This is a genomic window from Nonlabens sp. SY33080 (assembly GCF_011784885.1).
Classification (GTDB): domain Bacteria; phylum Bacteroidota; class Bacteroidia; order Flavobacteriales; family Flavobacteriaceae; genus Nonlabens; species Nonlabens tegetincola.
Genome location: NZ_CP050461.1, coordinates 963,752 through 981,991, shown reverse-complemented (window position 1 = coordinate 981,991; position 18,240 = coordinate 963,752). Strand labels below are relative to the sequence as shown.

17 protein-coding genes and 2 tRNA genes are annotated in these 18,240 nt (G+C 34.5%); 8 read left to right on the top strand and 11 right to left on the bottom strand.

Annotation, left to right across the window (positions count from 1 at the left end; all coding sequences use genetic code 11):
• Positions 1-84: 84 nt before the first annotated feature.
• From HCN53_RS04570 to HCN53_RS04540, 7 genes are all read left to right on the top strand, one after another.
• The gene (locus HCN53_RS04570) at positions 85-2,046 is read left to right on the top strand and encodes a peptidylprolyl isomerase (RefSeq protein WP_167342171.1); all 1,962 of its coding nucleotides are present in this window, start codon (positions 85-87) and stop codon (positions 2,044-2,046) included.
• Positions 2,039-2,890, top strand: coding sequence for a hypothetical protein (locus HCN53_RS04565; RefSeq protein WP_167342170.1), 852 nt, complete (start codon positions 2,039-2,041; stop codon positions 2,888-2,890). The genes HCN53_RS04570 and HCN53_RS04565 overlap by 8 nt, the downstream gene beginning before the upstream one ends.
• Entirely contained in the window at positions 2,868-4,301 is a 1,434-nt protein-coding gene (locus HCN53_RS04560; RefSeq protein ID WP_167342169.1) for a peptidylprolyl isomerase, read from the top strand. Before HCN53_RS04565 ends, HCN53_RS04560 begins: the two co-directional genes overlap by 23 nt.
• A gap of 78 nt (positions 4,302-4,379) precedes the next feature.
• Positions 4,380-5,333, top strand: coding sequence for an AAA family ATPase (locus HCN53_RS04555; protein WP_167342168.1), 954 nt, complete (start codon positions 4,380-4,382; stop codon positions 5,331-5,333).
• Positions 5,334-5,716: 383 nt separating this feature from the next.
• Positions 5,717-7,984: an aconitate hydratase gene (locus tag HCN53_RS04550; RefSeq protein WP_167342167.1), complete on the top strand. Its 2,268-nt coding sequence runs from the start codon at positions 5,717-5,719 to the stop codon at positions 7,982-7,984.
• Positions 7,985-8,105: 121 nt separating this feature from the next.
• Positions 8,106-8,555 carry a YqhA family protein gene (locus tag HCN53_RS04545; RefSeq protein WP_052510381.1) on the top strand — a complete coding sequence of 150 codons (450 nt, stop codon included), beginning with the start codon at positions 8,106-8,108 and terminating at the stop codon, positions 8,553-8,555.
• Between the two features lie 57 nt (positions 8,556-8,612).
• On the top strand, positions 8,613-9,332 hold the full coding sequence (locus HCN53_RS04540; protein ID WP_167342166.1) for a DUF3291 domain-containing protein: 720 nt from the start codon (positions 8,613-8,615) through the stop codon (positions 9,330-9,332).
• Here the strand turns inward: HCN53_RS04540 and HCN53_RS04535 are convergent.
• The 9 genes from HCN53_RS04535 to HCN53_RS04495 form a co-directional block, all read right to left on the bottom strand.
• Positions 9,319-10,464: a lycopene cyclase family protein gene (locus HCN53_RS04535; RefSeq protein ID WP_167342165.1), complete on the bottom strand. Its 1,146-nt coding sequence runs from the start codon at positions 10,462-10,464 to the stop codon at positions 9,319-9,321. The two genes, HCN53_RS04540 and HCN53_RS04535, sit on opposite strands and share 14 nt — an antisense overlap.
• On the bottom strand, positions 10,443-11,066 hold the full coding sequence (locus HCN53_RS04530) for a carotenoid biosynthesis protein (RefSeq protein ID WP_167342164.1): 624 nt from the start codon (positions 11,064-11,066) through the stop codon (positions 10,443-10,445). The genes HCN53_RS04535 and HCN53_RS04530 overlap by 22 nt, the downstream gene beginning before the upstream one ends.
• Entirely contained in the window at positions 11,059-12,525 is a 1,467-nt protein-coding gene (gene crtD / locus HCN53_RS04525) for a 1-hydroxycarotenoid 3,4-desaturase CrtD (protein WP_167342163.1), read from the bottom strand. Before crtD ends, HCN53_RS04530 begins: the two co-directional genes overlap by 8 nt.
• Positions 12,525-12,971 carry a sterol desaturase family protein gene (locus HCN53_RS04520; RefSeq protein ID WP_105019212.1) on the bottom strand — a complete coding sequence of 149 codons (447 nt, stop codon included), beginning with the start codon at positions 12,969-12,971 and terminating at the stop codon, positions 12,525-12,527. The genes crtD and HCN53_RS04520 overlap by 1 nt, the downstream gene beginning before the upstream one ends.
• 4 nt (positions 12,972-12,975) lie before the next feature.
• Positions 12,976-13,815 (bottom strand): phytoene/squalene synthase family protein, encoded by an 840-nt coding sequence (locus HCN53_RS04515; RefSeq protein WP_060524690.1) that lies wholly within the window; start codon positions 13,813-13,815, stop codon positions 12,976-12,978.
• 1 nt (position 13,816) lies between these two features.
• Positions 13,817-15,280, bottom strand: a complete 1,464-nt coding sequence (locus tag HCN53_RS04510) for a phytoene desaturase family protein (protein ID WP_167342162.1) — start codon at positions 15,278-15,280, stop codon at positions 13,817-13,819.
• Complete coding sequence (locus HCN53_RS04505) at positions 15,273-16,187, bottom strand: MerR family transcriptional regulator (protein ID WP_105019210.1); 915 nt, start codon at positions 16,185-16,187, stop codon at positions 15,273-15,275. The genes HCN53_RS04510 and HCN53_RS04505 overlap by 8 nt, the downstream gene beginning before the upstream one ends.
• 159 nt (positions 16,188-16,346) lie before the next feature.
• Positions 16,347-16,429: transfer RNA gene (locus tag HCN53_RS04500), tRNA-Leu, on the bottom strand.
• A gap of 47 nt (positions 16,430-16,476) precedes the next feature.
• Positions 16,477-16,549: transfer RNA gene (locus tag HCN53_RS04495), tRNA-Lys, on the bottom strand.
• Between the two features lie 108 nt (positions 16,550-16,657).
• Between HCN53_RS04495 and HCN53_RS04490 the strand changes: the two genes are divergently transcribed.
• Positions 16,658-17,179: a shikimate kinase gene (locus HCN53_RS04490; protein WP_167342161.1), complete on the top strand. Its 522-nt coding sequence runs from the start codon at positions 16,658-16,660 to the stop codon at positions 17,177-17,179.
• On the opposite strand, the gene HCN53_RS04485 is transcribed toward HCN53_RS04490, so the two are convergent.
• Together HCN53_RS04485 and HCN53_RS04480 are read right to left on the bottom strand one after the other, a co-directional pair.
• On the bottom strand, positions 17,171-17,662 hold the full coding sequence (locus HCN53_RS04485) for a phosphoribosyltransferase family protein (protein WP_042279412.1): 492 nt from the start codon (positions 17,660-17,662) through the stop codon (positions 17,171-17,173). The two genes, HCN53_RS04490 and HCN53_RS04485, sit on opposite strands and share 9 nt — an antisense overlap.
• Positions 17,659-18,240 carry an SAM-dependent methyltransferase gene (locus HCN53_RS04480; protein ID WP_167342160.1) on the bottom strand — a complete coding sequence of 194 codons (582 nt, stop codon included), beginning with the start codon at positions 18,238-18,240 and terminating at the stop codon, positions 17,659-17,661. Before HCN53_RS04480 ends, HCN53_RS04485 begins: the two co-directional genes overlap by 4 nt.

The window sequence follows — 18,240 nt, the reverse complement described above, 5'->3', positions numbered from 1 at the left end:
ATAGTACTTAACACTAAGAGGCAGAAAGGGCTTTGTATAGGAAATCACATTGGTTATTTTTGCATGCTTATGAATCCAGGCTCTATGAATAAATTATTTGTTTTTTTATTTATAATAGTAAGTAACTTAATACTTGCTCAAAATATTGATGACAAAACATTTTTAGTAATTGATGGTCAAGAATTTGACGCTGGTACTTTCAAGCGCTTGTACTTAAAAAATATTGATATAGTACAGGATGAATCTCAAAAAGACATAGATAATTATTTAGAACTGTACATAGATTATCGTTTAAAACTTATGCAAGCCTATGAACTAGGTCTTGATAAAGAGCCTGAATATTTAAATGAGATAAAAAAACAACGATCAAGTCTAGCGAAGAATTACCTTACTGATAACGAGGTGACTGATGCTTTGGTCCAAGAGGCGTACAACCGAAGTATTGAAGAGGTTAACGCCAGTCATATCATTGTTAAACTGGATAAAGGATCTTCACCACAGGATACATTAAAAGCTTACAATAGAATTTACCAACTATATCAAAGAGCACAAAAGGAAGATTTTGCAAAATTAGCACGTGAAACTAGTGAAGGCCCTAGTGCAGGAAATGGCGGTGAGTTAGGATGGTTCGGCGGATTTAGAATGACTTATGATTTTGAAAGTGTGGCTTTTAAAACTCCTGTAGGATCTATAAGTAAACCCTTTAGAACTGAGTTTGGATACCATATTTTAAAGGTGAACGATCGCAGGCCTAATCGTGGTGAAGTTACGGTTGCCCACATAATGACCTTTGATAAACCAAATGCTACAACCCAAGATGCTGCAACAAGAATTCAAGATATTTATGAGCAGTTAGAATCGGGTAAAAATTTTGGAGAATTAGCAAGAGAATTTTCTGATGATTTAAATAGTGCCACAAAGGGTGGTGAGTTAACTCGATTTGGTACAGGCGGTTTGAATAGTGTCATATTTGTAGATAAAGCCTTATCTATTGAAAAGGAAGGATCTTATACAAAACCCTTTGAAACCAAATTTGGTTGGCATATTGTAAAATTGTTGGAAAAGCATGACTTGCCAAAATTTGATGAGATTAAGAAGACCCTAGAAAACAAAATTAAACGTTCTCCTAGGTCAAGAAAGATTACCAAATCATTTGTAAATAAATTGAAATCTAGCTATCAAGTTCCCCAAAAATTAAAGGTGCCAGATTATATTTTAAAGGAATTTAATGATAGCATTCTAACGGGTCAATGGTTGCAAAATGTTGAGGATAGAGAAAGGAAAGTTCTGACTATTAATGATACAGATATCATGTCATTTGACTTTTTCAATTTTGTTGAAAATCAGCAAATGAAGAATCCACAATTTTACAAAACGGTTAATGAACAAGTTCAGTTTTACTTTGATTTATTTGTTGATGACCAAGTGATGAACTATTATGATAAACACCTAGAGCGTGATAACAAGGATTTTGCATTTGTGTACAACGAGTTTAAGGAAGCAAACCTGCTTTTTAACCTTATGCAGAAAAAAATATGGAACAAGGCAAAGGAAGACAGCATCGGTCAACGAGATTATTACAACAAGCACAAGGAAAAGTATGAGTGGAAAAGAAGGCTGGACATCATTTTGACTCAAAATACTAGTAAAGAGGTTGCTACTGAGGTACAACAAATGCTCAAAGATCAAATACCAGTTGATGAAATTAAAGAAAGCCTGAATGAAAATGGTAGAGTAAAGGTAATTGTGAGTACAGGAGTAGTAGAAGAGAGCTTTAATAGATTACCAGACAATTTTGAAGTCAAGGAAGGCGTTTCTACTATATATCACAATGAAGGAGATAGTTTTTACAAAGTAGTCTATGTAAAGTCCATTAAACCTTCTGCTCCAAAAACCTTTGAAGAAGCTGTAGGTAATGTAATTAATGATTATCAGCAGCAATTAGAAAAGGAGTGGTTATCCTCGTTAAGGAAGGATCGTAAAATTAAAGTGAAGAAAAACATCTTCAAGAAAATTAAAAAACAACTAGCAGCTTATAGTGAATAGATATTTATATTTCATATTACTAGTATTCTCTATCACTTCATGCGATTACTTTGTAAAAGAGGCTGATACTAATGCAGTGGTTACCGTAGGGAAACATATTTTGACTGCGTCAGATATCAATGAGCAGCTTCCTAGTGATTATACTGTTGAAGATAGCATTGCAATTATCTCTAGGTACGTTGACAATTGGGCAACCGAAAAACTCATGTATGATCAGGCGTTGTTAAATATAGAAGAAGATAGGCAGGAACAATTAGATCAATTGGTCAATACATATAAAACGGAATTGTTTACACAGGAATATCTTACGAAAGTAATTAAGCAAAATCTTGATACTATCATCAATAAAGAACTGATAGCTGAGTACTATGAAGATAAAAGTGAACAATTTTTACTTAATGAAGACGTCATCCAGTACTTGTACGTTTATGTCGATAACAATTATCCAGACATCAATAAATTGAGAGCACTTATAGGTAACGCTGGCGAAAAAGAAATCAATCAATTGGATAGTTTAAAGTTAGGATTCAAGAGGTTTTACTTCAATGACACAACATGGGTTAAAAAGAGTGAAGTCTATGACAAAGTAAAGGCTATTAACCCTAATAATGAGAAATGGTACATCAAAGAAGGAAGTTCCTTCAAATTAGAGGACAGTCTTGGTGTATATTTGGTGAAATTCAAAAAAATAAAGAAAAAAGGAGAGGAAGCGCCTTTGGAATACATAGCGCCTGTAATAAAACAGATTATACTCAATAGAAGTAAAGTGCAGTATGTAAAAAGACTTGAAAAGGATATTTTGAATGATGCAAAACAAAGCAATGAAATTAAAATTTATAAGTAGTGTACTAGCAAGTTTGTGTTTTTGGTTAAATGCAACAGCGCAAACACAAACAGATGTAGCTGCTACGGATCGTGAAAACGTTCAAGAAACGTATTTACAACTACAAGATTCTGTAAAACCTAGTAACACAAACCGTTTTTTGATAGATGGTGTAGCTGGAGTGATCGGTGATTATGTAATATTAGATAGTGATATTAAAAAGCAGCAATCGCAAGTTGAACTACAACAAGGAAATTTAAAACTTTCAAAGTGTGAACTCATTGAAAGTCTTATCCGCGAGAAAATGTATGCCCACCATGCTATTCAAGATAGTATTAATGTTAGTGATGCAGAGGTAAGAAGCCGTACTAATGATATGTTGCGTTTCTTTAGACAAAGATTAGGTAGTGATGAAGAAATAGTAAAATACTACAACAGGGAAAGTATGGATGCCGTTATTGCCGAGCTTAATAAACTTAATCGTGACGGTCTTCTAGCTAACCGCATGCAGCAACGACTTACTGAGCAAGTAGAAATTACACCAGAAGAGGTTAGACAATTTTTCTATAACATTCCAGAGGACGAGAGACCACTCTTTAATACTGAAGTAGAATTTTCTCAAATCATCGTTAAACCACAACCGGCAGAAGAAGATGTTAAGGATGTAATTTCAAAATTAAATAGATACCGTGACGACGTTATAAACAACGGCGGTAATTTTGCTGCAAAGGCTGCATTGTACTCTGATGATACAGGAACCGAAAGACAAGGTGGTATTCTAAGTCTAACAAGAAAGGATCCTTTTGTGGCAGAATTTAAAGAAGTAGCTTTTTCAACACCAGAAGGTGAAGTATCAGAACCATTTGAAACTCAGTTTGGGTGGCATATCGTTTATGTAGAAAAAATTCGTGGTGATTATCGTGATGTTCGTCACATACTATTACGTCCGTTTATCTCTACTACCCAAGTGAATAAGGCTCGTGAAGAACTTGACAAAATGCGTGACAAACTTATCATTGGTGACATCACGTTTGAAGATGCTGCCAAAGAAATAAGCGATGAAGAAGAAACTTCAAAAAATGGTGGAATTTTAACCAATCCATCAACTGGTGATAAAAGATTTGATCTTACAAAAATTGATCCGTCTTTATCAGCACAGTTACAATTTCTGGAAGAAGGAGATGTGAGTGGAATTATTGACGAAAAAGACGATTTAGGTAGAGTGTTTTTCAAGATTTTAAAAGTTAATAAGCGTATTGAGGATCATAAAGCAAACTATACTCTCGATTTTCTTAAAATTAAAGATTTAGCCTTGCAAAAGAAACGTGTAGACAAAATACGTGAATGGCAAGAAGAGAAGTTACAGGATACCTATATTAAGATAGGTGATCAGTTTAAAGAATGTGATTTTGTGGTAGACTGGACAAAATAATTTTCAAATAAAGTATGTGATTAGTATGCTTTCGCAGAAGCGTAATAAAAACAATCTAAATTAATAAACCAACAAACTATGTCTGATGTAGCAGCGATTGATAATCTAGTCAAAAAGCACAAAGAATTAAAAAAGGAAATAGGAAAAGTCATCATTGGTCAAGAACGAGTGATCGACGAAATTCTTATCTCCATTATTTCTGGAGGACATGCTTTACTAGTAGGAGTTCCAGGGCTGGCCAAAACACTTATGGTGAATACAATTTCACAGGCTCTAGGACTACAATTCAAACGCATACAGTTTACGCCAGACCTTATGCCTAGTGATATATTAGGAAGTGAAATACTGGACGAGAATAGGACCTTTAAATTTATAAAAGGACCTGTGTTTTCTAATATTATTCTAGCCGATGAGATCAATAGAACTCCACCTAAAACTCAAGCAGCCTTACTAGAAGCTATGCAGGAGCGCAAGGTTACAGTTTCTGGTCATAATTATGTTTTAGATAAACCTTATTTTGTACTTGCCACACAAAACCCTATAGAACAGGAAGGAACTTACCCTTTACCAGAAGCGCAATTGGACAGGTTTATGTTTTCTATCAAACTCGAATACCCTAGCTTTGAAGAAGAGGTAAATGTTGTAAAATCTACTACAAGCGACCACAAACCAACTGTAAATCCTTTATTCACAGCTCAGGAGATTATTGATTTTCAGCAATTGGTACGCCGTATTCCAGTAGCAGATAATGTCATTGAATACGCAGTAGGACTAGTAGGGAAAACAAGACCTAATGGTGAAAATGTTCCTGAAATCATAAAGGAATATATAGATTGGGGTGCTGGACCACGTGCATCGCAAAATCTTATTCTAGCTGCCAAAACTCACGCAGCTGTTAATGGTAAGTACAGTCCAGATATTGAAGATGTACAAGCCGTAGCAAACGGTATCTTACGTCACCGTATTATTAAAAATTACAAGGCCGAGGCAGAAGGTTTTACAGAAGAAAGTATCATTGCCCAGATTCTGTAATAACCATTTCTACTAGAAATTAATTAATCGTTTTAAATCTTGGTTAATACTAATCGACAGAAACGTTGCTTAGCGCTGTCATAGTACTATTCAAGGGGGCTATAAAATCTTAAGATTTTATGGCTTTATGCTAGTTGAATACTATCGCTTTCGCGAAAGCAAACCCCTTATTATCTCTGTTTTTATTCTATTTAGATTCGTTTTATATTGATAATCTATTAATGATAACGAATATTAATTGACTATTTGGTAAATTTTATCTTATCAAATAGTTGATTTAATGGAAATATTTCACTGTTTTTTGATTGTCGTTGATTATTTTCAATTATGAAGTCTGTTTTGTAAATTCGCAACACCTAAAAAACGGATAAAAAAACACACATATGGCTTTTGATATTGACATGATAAAAAAGGTGTATGCAAACATGCCAGAACGAGTAGATAAAGCTCGTGAATTGACTGGTAAACCGCTTACACTTGCTGAAAAGATTTTATACTCACACCTGTGGGATGGAAACCCTGAAAAGGTTTTTACACGTGGTAAAGATTATGTAGACTTTGCTCCGGACCGTATTGCTTGTCAAGATGCAACAGCCCAAATGGCTTTACTTCAATTTATGCAAGCTGGTAAGGATAAAGTAGCTGTTCCTACAACAGTGCACTGTGATCACCTTATTCAAGCTAAAGTAGGTGCCGATACGGATCTACAAAATGCACTTAATACAAGTAATGAAGTATTTAACTTCCTTGAAAGTGTATCAAACAAATATGGTATTGGATTCTGGAAACCAGGTGCAGGAATTATTCACCAAGTAGTACTTGAAAATTATGCCTTTCCAGGTGGAATGATGATTGGTACCGATTCACACACTGTAAACGCAGGTGGATTAGGAATGGTAGCAATAGGTGTAGGTGGTGCCGATGCAGTAGATGTAATGGCAGGTATGGCCTGGGAACTTAAATTTCCTAAGTTAATTGGAGTAAGGTTAACTGGTAAATTATCAGGTTGGACTGCACCAAAAGATGTAATCTTAAAAGTTGCTGAAATTCTTACCGTAAAAGGAGGAACAGGAGCTATAGTTGAATATTTTGGACCTGGTGCAAAGAACTTATCTTGTACAGGTAAAGGTACTATTTGTAACATGGGTGCAGAAATAGGTGCAACTACTTCAACCTTTGGATACGATGAATCAATGGAACGCTATTTAAGAGCGACAGATCGTGCAGATATTGCTGATGCTGCAAATGAGGTGAAAGAATATCTTACAGGAGATGATGAAGTATATGCAAATCCAGAACAGTACTTTGACCAAGTAATTGATATCGACTTAGATAAATTAATGCCACACTTAAATGGTCCTTTTACTCCAGATCTTGCTACTGAAGTTGGTACAATGAAGCCAAAAGCTGAAGAAAATGGATGGCCTTTAAAGGTGGAATGGGGTCTTATAGGATCTTGTACAAACTCTTCATACGAAGACCTTTCTCGAGCAAGCAGTGTTGCTCAACAAGCACTTGATAAAGGACTTAAAACTAAAGCAGAGTTTGGTATTAATCCAGGATCTGAACAAGTTCGATTTACTGCAGAGCGTGATGGAATCTTAAAGGTTTTTGAAGATTTAGATGCAAAAATATTTACGAATGCTTGTGGACCATGTATTGGTCAATGGGCTCGTTATGAGGATCCAAAAAATGCACCTAAAAACTCAATCGTTCACTCGTTCAATAGAAACTTCGCCAAGCGTGCTGACGGTAATCCAAACACACACGCTTTTGTAGCTTCACCAGAAATGACTGCTGCAATAGCAATTGCTGGTAGACTAGACTTTAATCCAATTACTGATAAACTTATCAATGAAGATGGAGAAGAGGTGATGCTAGATGAACCTACAGGATGGGAATTACCACCTAAAGGATTTGAAGTAGAAGACGATGGTTACCTTGCACCAGTTGAAGATGGTAGCGGAGTAGAAGTAGTAGTTGCAGACGATTCTGATAGATTACAATTATTGACTCCTTTTGTGCCATTAGGAACTGAAATTACAGGTGCAAAACTGTTAATCAAAGCATTTGGAAAATGTACTACAGATCACATTTCTATGGCTGGTCCATGGTTACGTTACAGAGGACATTTAGATAACATTGCAAATAATACTTTGATTGGAGCGGTTAATGCTTTTAACAAGCAAACTAACTTAGTGAAAAATCAACTTACTGGAGAATACGATGCTGTACCAAAAGTTCAGAGAGCTTATAAAGCTGACGGTATCAAGTCTGTAGTGATAGGTGATCATAATTATGGAGAAGGTTCATCAAGAGAACACGCAGCTATGCAGCCTAGACACTTAGGTGTAGCAGCTGTAATAGTTAAATCTTTTGCTCGTATCCATGAAACAAACCTTAAAAAACAAGGAATGTTAGGTCTAACGTTTGCAAATGAAGCAGACTACGACTTGATCCAAGAAGATGATACTTTTAACTTCTTAGATTTAGATCAATTTGCACCAGACACTCCACTTACTTTAGAAGTTGTACATGCTGATGGGTCGACGGATCAAATCAAATTAAACCACACTTATAATAAGGCTCAAATTGAATGGTTCCATAAAGGAAGTGCCTTAAATAAGATTAAAGAAGAAAACGCAGCTTAATTAAGTTGTTATCTTAAATTTAAAATCCTCTTCTTACTGAAGAGGATTTTTTTTATTAGAATTAGGATAAATTTTTGTCTTTAAATAACTGTCTAAGTGTACCTTACATAAAAATATTATTGTGTTTAAATTCTTGGGTGTTTTTTTAAAAATTATTGCAACAATTGGGGTAGTCGCTATTATTGCTCTAGCTATTGCCATTGAAGTATATGCAATATCTGATATTTATCACGCTCTTATTAATATTGCCAGCGGTTACTCTGAAGAAGATACCATTATACAAGATTGCTTAAAGTCTCTAGACCTTGTATTATTAGGTGTTATCTTTTTTACTGTTGCCATGGGACTATTCGAATTATACGTTGCCAAAATCAAAAACTTACCATCGTGGCTCGTTATTGAAACATTAGACGATCTTAAATCGTTACTCATTAAAATGGTAATTTTTGTAATGGCTATTTCGTTTACGGGTAAAGTTGTTACATACTCCGAAGGTATTGAAATACTTTATCTAGGCGCGGGATTCTCATTAGTTACCTTAGCTCTTACCTATTTTATAAATAATAAATAAACCTGATGTTTTACCTAGACAGGTTTCGTATTTTGCTAGCTTTATTTATTGATTTCAATGTCTAAACAAATTACTACTCTTACTTTTTTTAAATACCCTAAATTAAAGGACAAGATATGGGCATTTTGGATGATGCAATTTGCGCATAGCGCATTGCGCCGACAAAGCGGATTACAGTCATACAAATTATTAGGAAGTGGTAAAGAAGGTTTTAGTCCATGGCCAGATTGGAGTGTTTACGGATTAATACAAGTATGGGATTCGCATAAAGAAGCCCAAGAATTTTTTGATTCTTCTAGTCTTTATAAGAAATATCTTAATCACAGCGAGCAGCAATTGACCTTTTACATGAAAAATATTAAAGCATATGGTCAATGGTCAAAGAAAAACCCTTTTGAACAGCATTCAGATGTGGATACCAATAATCCCTACCTCACAGTAATAACAAGAGCTACTATTAAACCGCACATGCTTAAAAAGTTTTGGGATTATGTACCTATTTCTCAAAAAGGTTTAAAAGAAAATCCTAGTTTATTATTTACCGCAGGAGTAGGAGAACGCCCTTTTACTCATATGGCAACGTTTAGTCTGTGGGACGATGCAAGGGCTTTAAAAAAGTTTGCTTACAGAGGTAATAACCATAAACAAGCCATACAGCAAACTCAAGCACTACAGTGGTATAAAGAAGAAATGTTCTCTAGATTTCAACCGTATTTGATTACAGGAAGTTGGCAGGGCTTCACGATTCCAGAACTGCTATCGTTTAAAGAGACTTAAAAAAGTTCTTTACAAAGGGCCATGAGGTAAGTGACTTCATAAATCCTAATTCAGCAAGAAGGCTGCTTTCTTCATCTAGAAAAGCCATGATATTTTGTACACTGTTGCGCAGGTACATTTTACTAAATATCTCAGGTCCAGAAGCTTCATTCTCGTGTAAAACGCGCAGTAGAGTTTCGTCAAAAACTTCGTACTTTTTATTAGTCATTTTATAGGAAAGAGGTCTGTTTTCTAGATAATTATTGACCAATTGTCGGGCAAGTCGTTCACTATTTTTAAAACTATAACCAGTACTTGCCTTTACCCAGCCGCCAGCAGTTCCTATTGTAACTACATTCTTATTTTTAAAGGGTTTATAATCATGACTGGTCATAGGAATAATCCCTTTTTCTTCCTTGGTTATCTTATAATCACTGATTTTTAAAAAGTCTGTAATATAGGTTTCAAGGTACTGATCATAAATATTGTCTTCCACCAGATTTTTAGCAAAGTAGGTATACTCCACTAGCGCCTTTCTTTTAGAAAACGGAAGTATATAAACAAAGCTAGTTGTTCCCGGATCTACCAGTTGATAATCCATTTTAGTAAATTCCTTTGGGTCAAAATAATCTTCAGAGGTTTCAATGAACCAACCCTTGAAGTGTTGCAACAAAGTAATCCCAGTTGATGGTATGACCTCTAATGGTCTACTATCTAGAACTAAATCCGATGAGATAGTTCCCTTAGCGTGATTCACATATATTTTGTCATCTTGATGATTTGGGTTTGCTTCCCGATCTATGTTTAAAACCTTGGATTCAAGGTAGGTATAATTGGAATTTTGTTGTAATTGCGCTTTCGCGAAAGCGGAAAACTTCACATTTTCTATTGATTTATATAGGTAAGGATTCATGGTAAGGGATAATTCCTCATCTACTGTGTGAAATCTACATTTTTTCCAACTGGCAATGATTAAGTCGTCATACTTACCAGGACCTTTTTCCCAAAAGCTCCATGTTTTTTCTTGAGTTAAAGACCCGTATGGATCAAGTATAGCCACTTTTAAATGTGGCGCATTCTCGAGCAATTGTAGTACTACATGACTACCTGCACACCCCATTCCTATAATGGCTATATCGTAATGATTATCCATAACACAATTGCAAAAATGAGTTGAACGCTATATAAATGCAGAGATATTTTTAAATCTCCTTTAAGTTTGAAGAATTGTAATACATATTGCAATGCAGCAGCGATTAAAAACCAGCATATATAATTGAACCAGCCTGCACCATTATTAAAATGCCAAAATCCAGCCACATCACAAATTTGCTCTAGAAAGAAATCCAGAACCACCATGAGAAAAGCACCTGCAAGCGGAATCATAAAACGTTGAGTTATGTATTTTCTACTTATTTCATAAGTGATGAATGATAATAGTGCCCAGTTACTTCCAATAAGGTAGGGTATACCATCTAATTTCCAGCCCATGTTAACACCATAGTGATAATCTCCAAACAAATATCCTGTGTGTACACCTATCCACTCTACACTCATTCCTGTGATAAAACAGAGCCCAAAAAGCAATGCCTTCTTTACCGAATTCACTGGGAAAAACCAAACGCACAAGATGGCCAGATAAACTAGAGTAAAGGGTGATTTTGGAAAGAAAAAATCCTGATTACCCATCGCTATACCTATAAGCGCACTTATATGTATTACCCATAGCATGATGATAGTAACAGTTTTAGGCATTTGTATTTGGGATTAAATCTGCAGTAATTTTTGCACTTAATAAACATAAAGGTATTCCGCCACCTGGATGAACCGATCCTCCTACATGGTACAAATTCCCAATCGTTTTATTAAAATTAGGATGTCTAAGGAAAGCAGCAAATTTATTATTGCTAGCTGCTCCATATAAAGCACCTCGATAACTACTCGTATTTTTTTCGATACCTTGTGGTGTAAGAACATATTCGACATCAATCAGCTCTTCAACATCGATGTTAAGACATCTTTTGATTTTAGATAGTATGTTTTTTTTAGCCTTTATTACAAGTTTTTCCCAGTCTTGCCCATAATCACCAGGTGTATTAATCATCACAAACCAATTTTCACATCCTTTAGGGGCATCTTGAGGTGATTGTTTACTTGTTATGTTTATATATACTGTAGGATCCTCGTATAAAGATTTATTATTAAAAATAGCCTCAAATTCTGCTTTGTAATTTTCACTAAATAAAATGTTGTGAAGATCCAATTGAGGAAAGAATTTTTTAATTCCCCAGTAAAATATAAGAGCGCTACTACTGCGTTCCTGCTTTAATGTTTTTTCGGGAGCTTTAATGTCTTTTAATAATTGACGGTAAGTAGGAAATACATCCATGTTAGACAATACGATATCAGCATCGTGAATACCTTTTTCGGTGATGACTCCAGTGACTTTATTATTGCTGTGATTGATCTTTTTTACGCTTTCGCGAAAGCGAAATTCAACACCTACTTTTTGTGCTAGTTCAAACAGAGACTGCGAGATACGATGCATACCACCTTGAGGATAATAGGTTCCTAATCCTAATTCTAAATAGGGAATCATAGACATGATTCCAGGTGTGAGATAGGGTGATGAACCATTGTAGGTCGCGTATCTATTGAATAGTTGGTTAAGTTTTGGGTTGGAAAACTTCTTGTTTTCCTGATCTAATGTGTTATTAATTCCAAGAAAAGGGATTTTTAAAATAGCTTTAAGTGTTTGCTTACTGAAGTAGGTATTTGACTTGTGTAGTGATTTTTCTAAAAATAAACTTTTTGTGCTTTCATACTTTATCTTACTATTTTGAAGGTATTTAGATAAAGTTTTTTGTTTTTCGTCAAAAATTTCAGCAGCTTTTACAGCAAAGTTTTCAAGATCAGCAGGAGCTTCAAAACTTGTTCCATCTTCCCAAAAGTAATGACAGGCAGTTTTCTTTTTGATGTAATTAAAATCTACCTCTACATTAGGAAACAATTGATGTAATTCGTCAATTAAATGAGGTAAAGTAAAAAGTGATGGTCCTAAGTCAAAACGATATTTACCTAGTTCAATAGCGTGTAATTTCCCGCCAGCGTAGTCGTTTTTTTCAAATACACTTACTTGATATCCTTTTTTCTTAAGTCGCAAGGCAGCAGCTAGGCCGGCAATTCCAGACCCTATAATGATAGCCTTTTTCATTATTTGAAATACTTGAATGGCACTACTAGCATTCCAAAATTTTCACCATCTTTTTTTCCTAGATGTTTGTGATGAATTTTGTGAGCTCTACGTAAACCTTTAGCATATTTATTGTTTGCTTTTCTCAGCCATTTGAAGCGTTGATGTATGAATATGTCATGAACAATGAAATAGGCGATACCATAGGCTAGAATTCCAGCACTTATAGGTAGTGCCCACCATAAGTCATATTCACTATGTGCTACCTTTAAAGCAATACTTACAGCTGCATAAAAAACAAAGAAGAAATCGTTTTTTTCAAACCAGCTGTTATGTTTTTTGTGATGGTGATCCTCATGTAAATACCATAAAAATCCATGCATCACATACTTGTGCATCCACCAAGCATTGAATTCCATAACACCGAATGTGGTCAAGAAAATGACAATCCAGAGTACTATTTCCATATAATTAAATCAAGTTCAGGCGACAACTTACATAACCTTTGGCTAATAAACCAATTTTTTCATAATTAGGAACGCGTATTCTTGTGTTTCTTATTTCTCTAGATGGAGTACGTTCTAATCTTGTAAGAAGTCTACGATAATAAACATAAGCAGTGTAAACTCCCAACTTTGCCTCTACTGGTAGTCGTTGAATTCCTCTTAACCCTGCATCAAAGTCTTCTTTAATCTCGGTTATCAATCTTGCTTTATCTTCTTCTGATAAATCGTGTAGGTTGGTATTTGGAAAATAGCTACGTTCTAGTGTATCTAAATCTGCTTTTAGATCCCTTAAGAAATTTACCTTTTGAAAGGCACTTCCCAGTCTCATAGCATCTTGTTTTAGGTCTTCATATTTGTCTTCATCACCTTTTACAAATACTTTTAAAGACATAAGTCCTACTACATCGGCACTGCCATATATGTAGTTGCGATATTCTTCATCAGTTAGATACACTGATTTATCAAGATCAAGGCGCATACTGTTTAAAAAAGCACCATACATATCTGGAGTAATATTGTATTTATTTACGGTTTCTTGAAAAGAATTTAAAATAGGATTAAGGCTTATTTTATCTTCTATAGCTCGTTTAACGTCTTCTTCAAAACGGTCTAATAATGTTCTCTTGTCATAATCATGGAATGTATCCACTATTTCATCTGCAAATCTTACAAATCCATAAATGTTATGAATATCTTGCCTTATGGAAGGACCTAACATTTTACTTGCTAGGGAAAATGACGTACTGTAACGATGCGTTACAGCCTTACTACATTCTCTTGAAACTTGATCGAATAAACTTTTCATTTTATAGCGAGTATTTTTTAACCAACTGAGCGGTTAATTTTCCTGAAATTAATGATGGTGGTACTCCAGGTCCAGGAACCGTGAGCTGACCTGTAAAAAATAAGTCTTTAACTTTTTTGCTTCTTAAGTTAGGTCTTAAGAAAGCTGTTTGTAATAGTGTATTTGCCATCCCATAGGCGTTTCCTTTATAACTATTGTATTGTTCTTTAAAGTCATTGACACAAAACGACTCCTTAAATATAATGCTGTTTTTGACATTTTGATTTGTTCTCTTTTCAAATCGGTCCATGATTATGTCAAAGTATTGTTCACGTAAAGCAGGAGTGTCCTCTAAATTTGGAGCTAGTGGAATTAAGAAAAAACCATTTTCGCAACCATCAGGCGCTGTACTTTCATCAGTAACCGAGGTAAAGTTTGCGTAAAATAAAGGTTCTTCTGGCCATTGTGGTTGCTCATATATTTCGTTGGCATGTTTAGTGAAATCTGTATCAAAAAACAGATTGTGATGCTCAATATTTTTTAATTTTTTATCAAATCCAACATAAAATATCAGTGAGCTAGGTGCAAATGTTTTTTTATCCCAATATGATTCACTGTACTGTCTATATTGAGGCTCTAATAAGGTTTCTGAATGATGATAATCTGCTCCTGATACGATAGTATCAAACAAATGTTTTTGATCATTAACCATGAGACCGTAGGCATGATTATCTTCATTAACAAGGATCTTCTGTACTGGAGCATTGGTTTTTATTACAACACCTAATTCTTCTGCAAGCTTTTTCATGGCTAGTATTACTTCATACATACCTCCTTTAGGATGCCAAGTACCCAGACCAAAATCGGCATGATTCATAAAGTTATAAAAGCTAGGAGTGTTACTTGGTGTCGCTCCTAAGAATAACACAGGAAACTCCAATATTGAGATTAACTTAGGGTTTTTGAATTTTTTACGTACATCCTTTGATACATTACCTACAAAAGCGCCTAGCTTCTTTACTGTTTGTGGAGTTACTAATTCTAGTGGTGATTCTCCTGGACGATAAACAAGATTTTTAATGGCGATATCGTAGTTTTCACTAGCCTTATCCATAAATTCTTGAAGAGGTTGTGAACTGCCTGGCTCAATATCTTCAAAAGTGGATTTAATTTCATCTAGATTGTCAGCAATGTTTATTTTGTCATTTTCAAAATAAACAGTGTAGCCTGGATTCAATTTATCCAATTGATAATAATCAGATGGCTTTTTATCAAAGTCTGCAAAGAATCGCTCAAAGATATCTGGCATCCAGTACCAAGAAGGACCGATATCAAAAGTAAAACCATCTTTTTCTAATCTTCTTGCTCTACCACCAACTGTTTCATTCTTTTCGTAAATGGTTACCATATTACCTTCCTTTGCAAGGTAACAGGCGGCTGAAAGTGATGAGAAACCAGAACCTATAATTGCTATCTTTTTATTCATTAGTTATAAGTTCAGGAATTTGTTCTAATAAGTTTGTAATACCAGGAAATACGATTTGATTTTTACTTAAATCGCTTGGCTTGATCTTTTGAGCTAGATGACCTAAAATCCATAATTTAATGTCGTCACCTTTAGCTACTTTTCGATCAAATTGCCTCAAAAAAGTAGGTAGTTGTTTTTCAGTAGGTTGTACCGTTATGTATGTAATATATGTAGGTGTTATTCCTCCTTTTTTAAAGAAAGGTAGAGAATCTAGCATCATACTAGCACCAAGATATACTGTGTTGCAGCCTCTGCGTAACAGTTCATAATTTAGAAATAACAAGCCTAAATCATGCATTTCATTTTCTGGTAAGAATAAAACAAAAACATGATCTGTTGCCTCAAAATGTTTGTATTGGTATTTTTCCAGATTTACCAGCACTTTTTGTTTAATTAAATGGCTTATAAAGTGCTCATGAGCAAGATTAATTGTTTTAGATTGCCACAAATATCCTAGTTCTTCAAGAAATGGAACAAACAAATTATAGAATACTCCTGTAAATCCGACTTCATCCAAAACACTCGTGTAAATACGTTGGAACATTTCTTGATCAAAATTTACCATAGCCAATTTTAGCTCCTGAATAGCATGATCATTTCTATTGTTACGTTCTGCGTATTTTCTAACCTGTGCCTCAATTTCTTCACCGCTCAAGCTGGCAATAGTAGAAATTTTAATACCAGCGTTTCTTAGGTAACTTACGTTAAGAATTTTTTGCAACATACTTAAATCGTAGGTCCTGATATTCGTATCAGTTCTATCTGGTTCTAATAAGTTATACCTCTTTTCCCAGATTCTTATAGTATGTGATTTAATACCGCTTAGGTTTTCTAAATCCTTAATGCTGAACTTGCTCTTGATCAAAACAAAATTTGTTTAATTATAACGATGGTAAAGTTAAACAAAAATAAAGTACTTTAAACAGTACTTTGTAATTTGTTTAACCTTTTGTTCTATAATCAACATTAAAAATTAAAAATGGGTCAAAAAAAAATCCTTATCGTATTTGATAAGGACTTTAAGTACCCGGGATGGGACTTGAACCCACACGCAACTAGTGCACACGGCCCTCAACCGTGCCTGTCTACCAATTTCAGCACCCGGGTAGAAAAAAAGCCCTATGAAAATAGAGCTTTTGTTTTTGAAAAATCTGTGACTTGGCTGGGGTTCGAACCCAGGACCCTCACATTAAAAGTGTGATGCTCTACCAGCTGAGCTACCAAGTCATTGCGCGTTTGCGGGTGCAAATATACTACCTATTATTGATTTACAAACAACTTTTTGAATTAATTTTGAAACAAATTTGAATCCCTTTAATAATCAAGGTTTTGAGAATGAAAAAAATTTTTCTTTTAGGATACATGGGTAGCGGTAAAAGTACGATTGCCCAAAAATTAAGTCAATTAACAGGAATGGATCAAATAGATCTAGATGACTATATAGAAAAGATGGAGCAAAAACGTATCAATTCAATATTCCAAGAAAAAGGAGCTATTCATTTTAGGAAAATAGAACGTACGTATTTAACCGAGTTAGCTGAATCTAGTACATATCAAATTATTTCTTTAGGTGGAGGTACTCCTTGTTATTACAACAATATGGAATACCTCAATCAATTAGGACATATTACTATCTATTTACAAGCTAGTATTCCTAGTTTGACTAGTCGATTATACGAGGAAATGAATAAACGACCGTTATTGTCCTCTATATCCGATAAAAATGAACTTATGGAGTTTATTGGAAAACATCTATTTGAACGCAGGCAGTATTATTCTAAAGCCCAGCATCAAATTAATACCGATAATAAGACAATCGACGATATTTCTCGAGAGATTGTTGCTCTATTATTTTAGTAAGACTTTACTGTCATTAGAATCAAAGAAAACTTCAACGTGTTCCTTTAAATTTGTAGATAATGAAATTCCTTTAAAATCAGCTTTTACAGGGTATCTTTTATGATTACGATCCACAAGTACAGCAGTTTTCATTTTTTTGATGGGAGTGTCTAAGAAATGTTTTACACTATATATTAAGGTGGATCCACTATTTAGAACATCATCACATAAGACCACAACTTTATCTTTATATAAGTTTGAATCTAGAGAAGTAGAAATAGGAGATAGAGGATTTTTCTTATCAATTTTCACTTCACATATAGTTACTGTTCCTTGTAGTATAGAATCTAATTGAGCTTTCAAAAGCGAGGCAAATTGGAAGCCTTGCCCTTTAATTCCTGCAAGTATTATTTCATGCTCTTCATAAAATACTTCTGCGACTTGAAAAGCGATTCGGCGAATTTTATGTTGAACTTGATCGTGTGTTAAAATTGTATTCATTTCTTTTTAAATTGTATAAACACTTCTTTGTTTTTTCTGTCTGGAACAGAGTTGTAACAAGGTTCTAATGTCTCTATTTTAAATAGTGGTTCAAATAATTTACGATATTCTTCCATTGTTCCGCCAAAAGGAGGTTCACTTCGATTCTTATCTATAGTAAATAAAACACCTGCAAGTATTCCATTGCTGTTGAGTAAATCACTCATTTTAATAGGGTAGCTTTCGCGAAAGCGTAATTCCAATGCGCATAAAAACGTTTGTTCGATAATTAAATCATAGTTTCCCTGATGATTAAAGAAATTTTCTTTAATGAGTTTAAGGTTATGAGACTTTGGGAGTCTACTTTCTAAATTTAAAAGAGGTTCACTGGCTATATCAATAACGGTAATATCGCTAAATCCTATTTTATGTAGGTACTCGGCCTCGTATGAATTCCCTGCGCCAGGTATTAGAATCTTTACATTTTTATTAGTGATTCCATCAACATATTCTTTAATTGGAGTTGAAATTTGACCCAAATCCCATTTTGCGGTATTATTCAGGTATCTATCATTCCAGTATCGTTGATCTAATTCCAT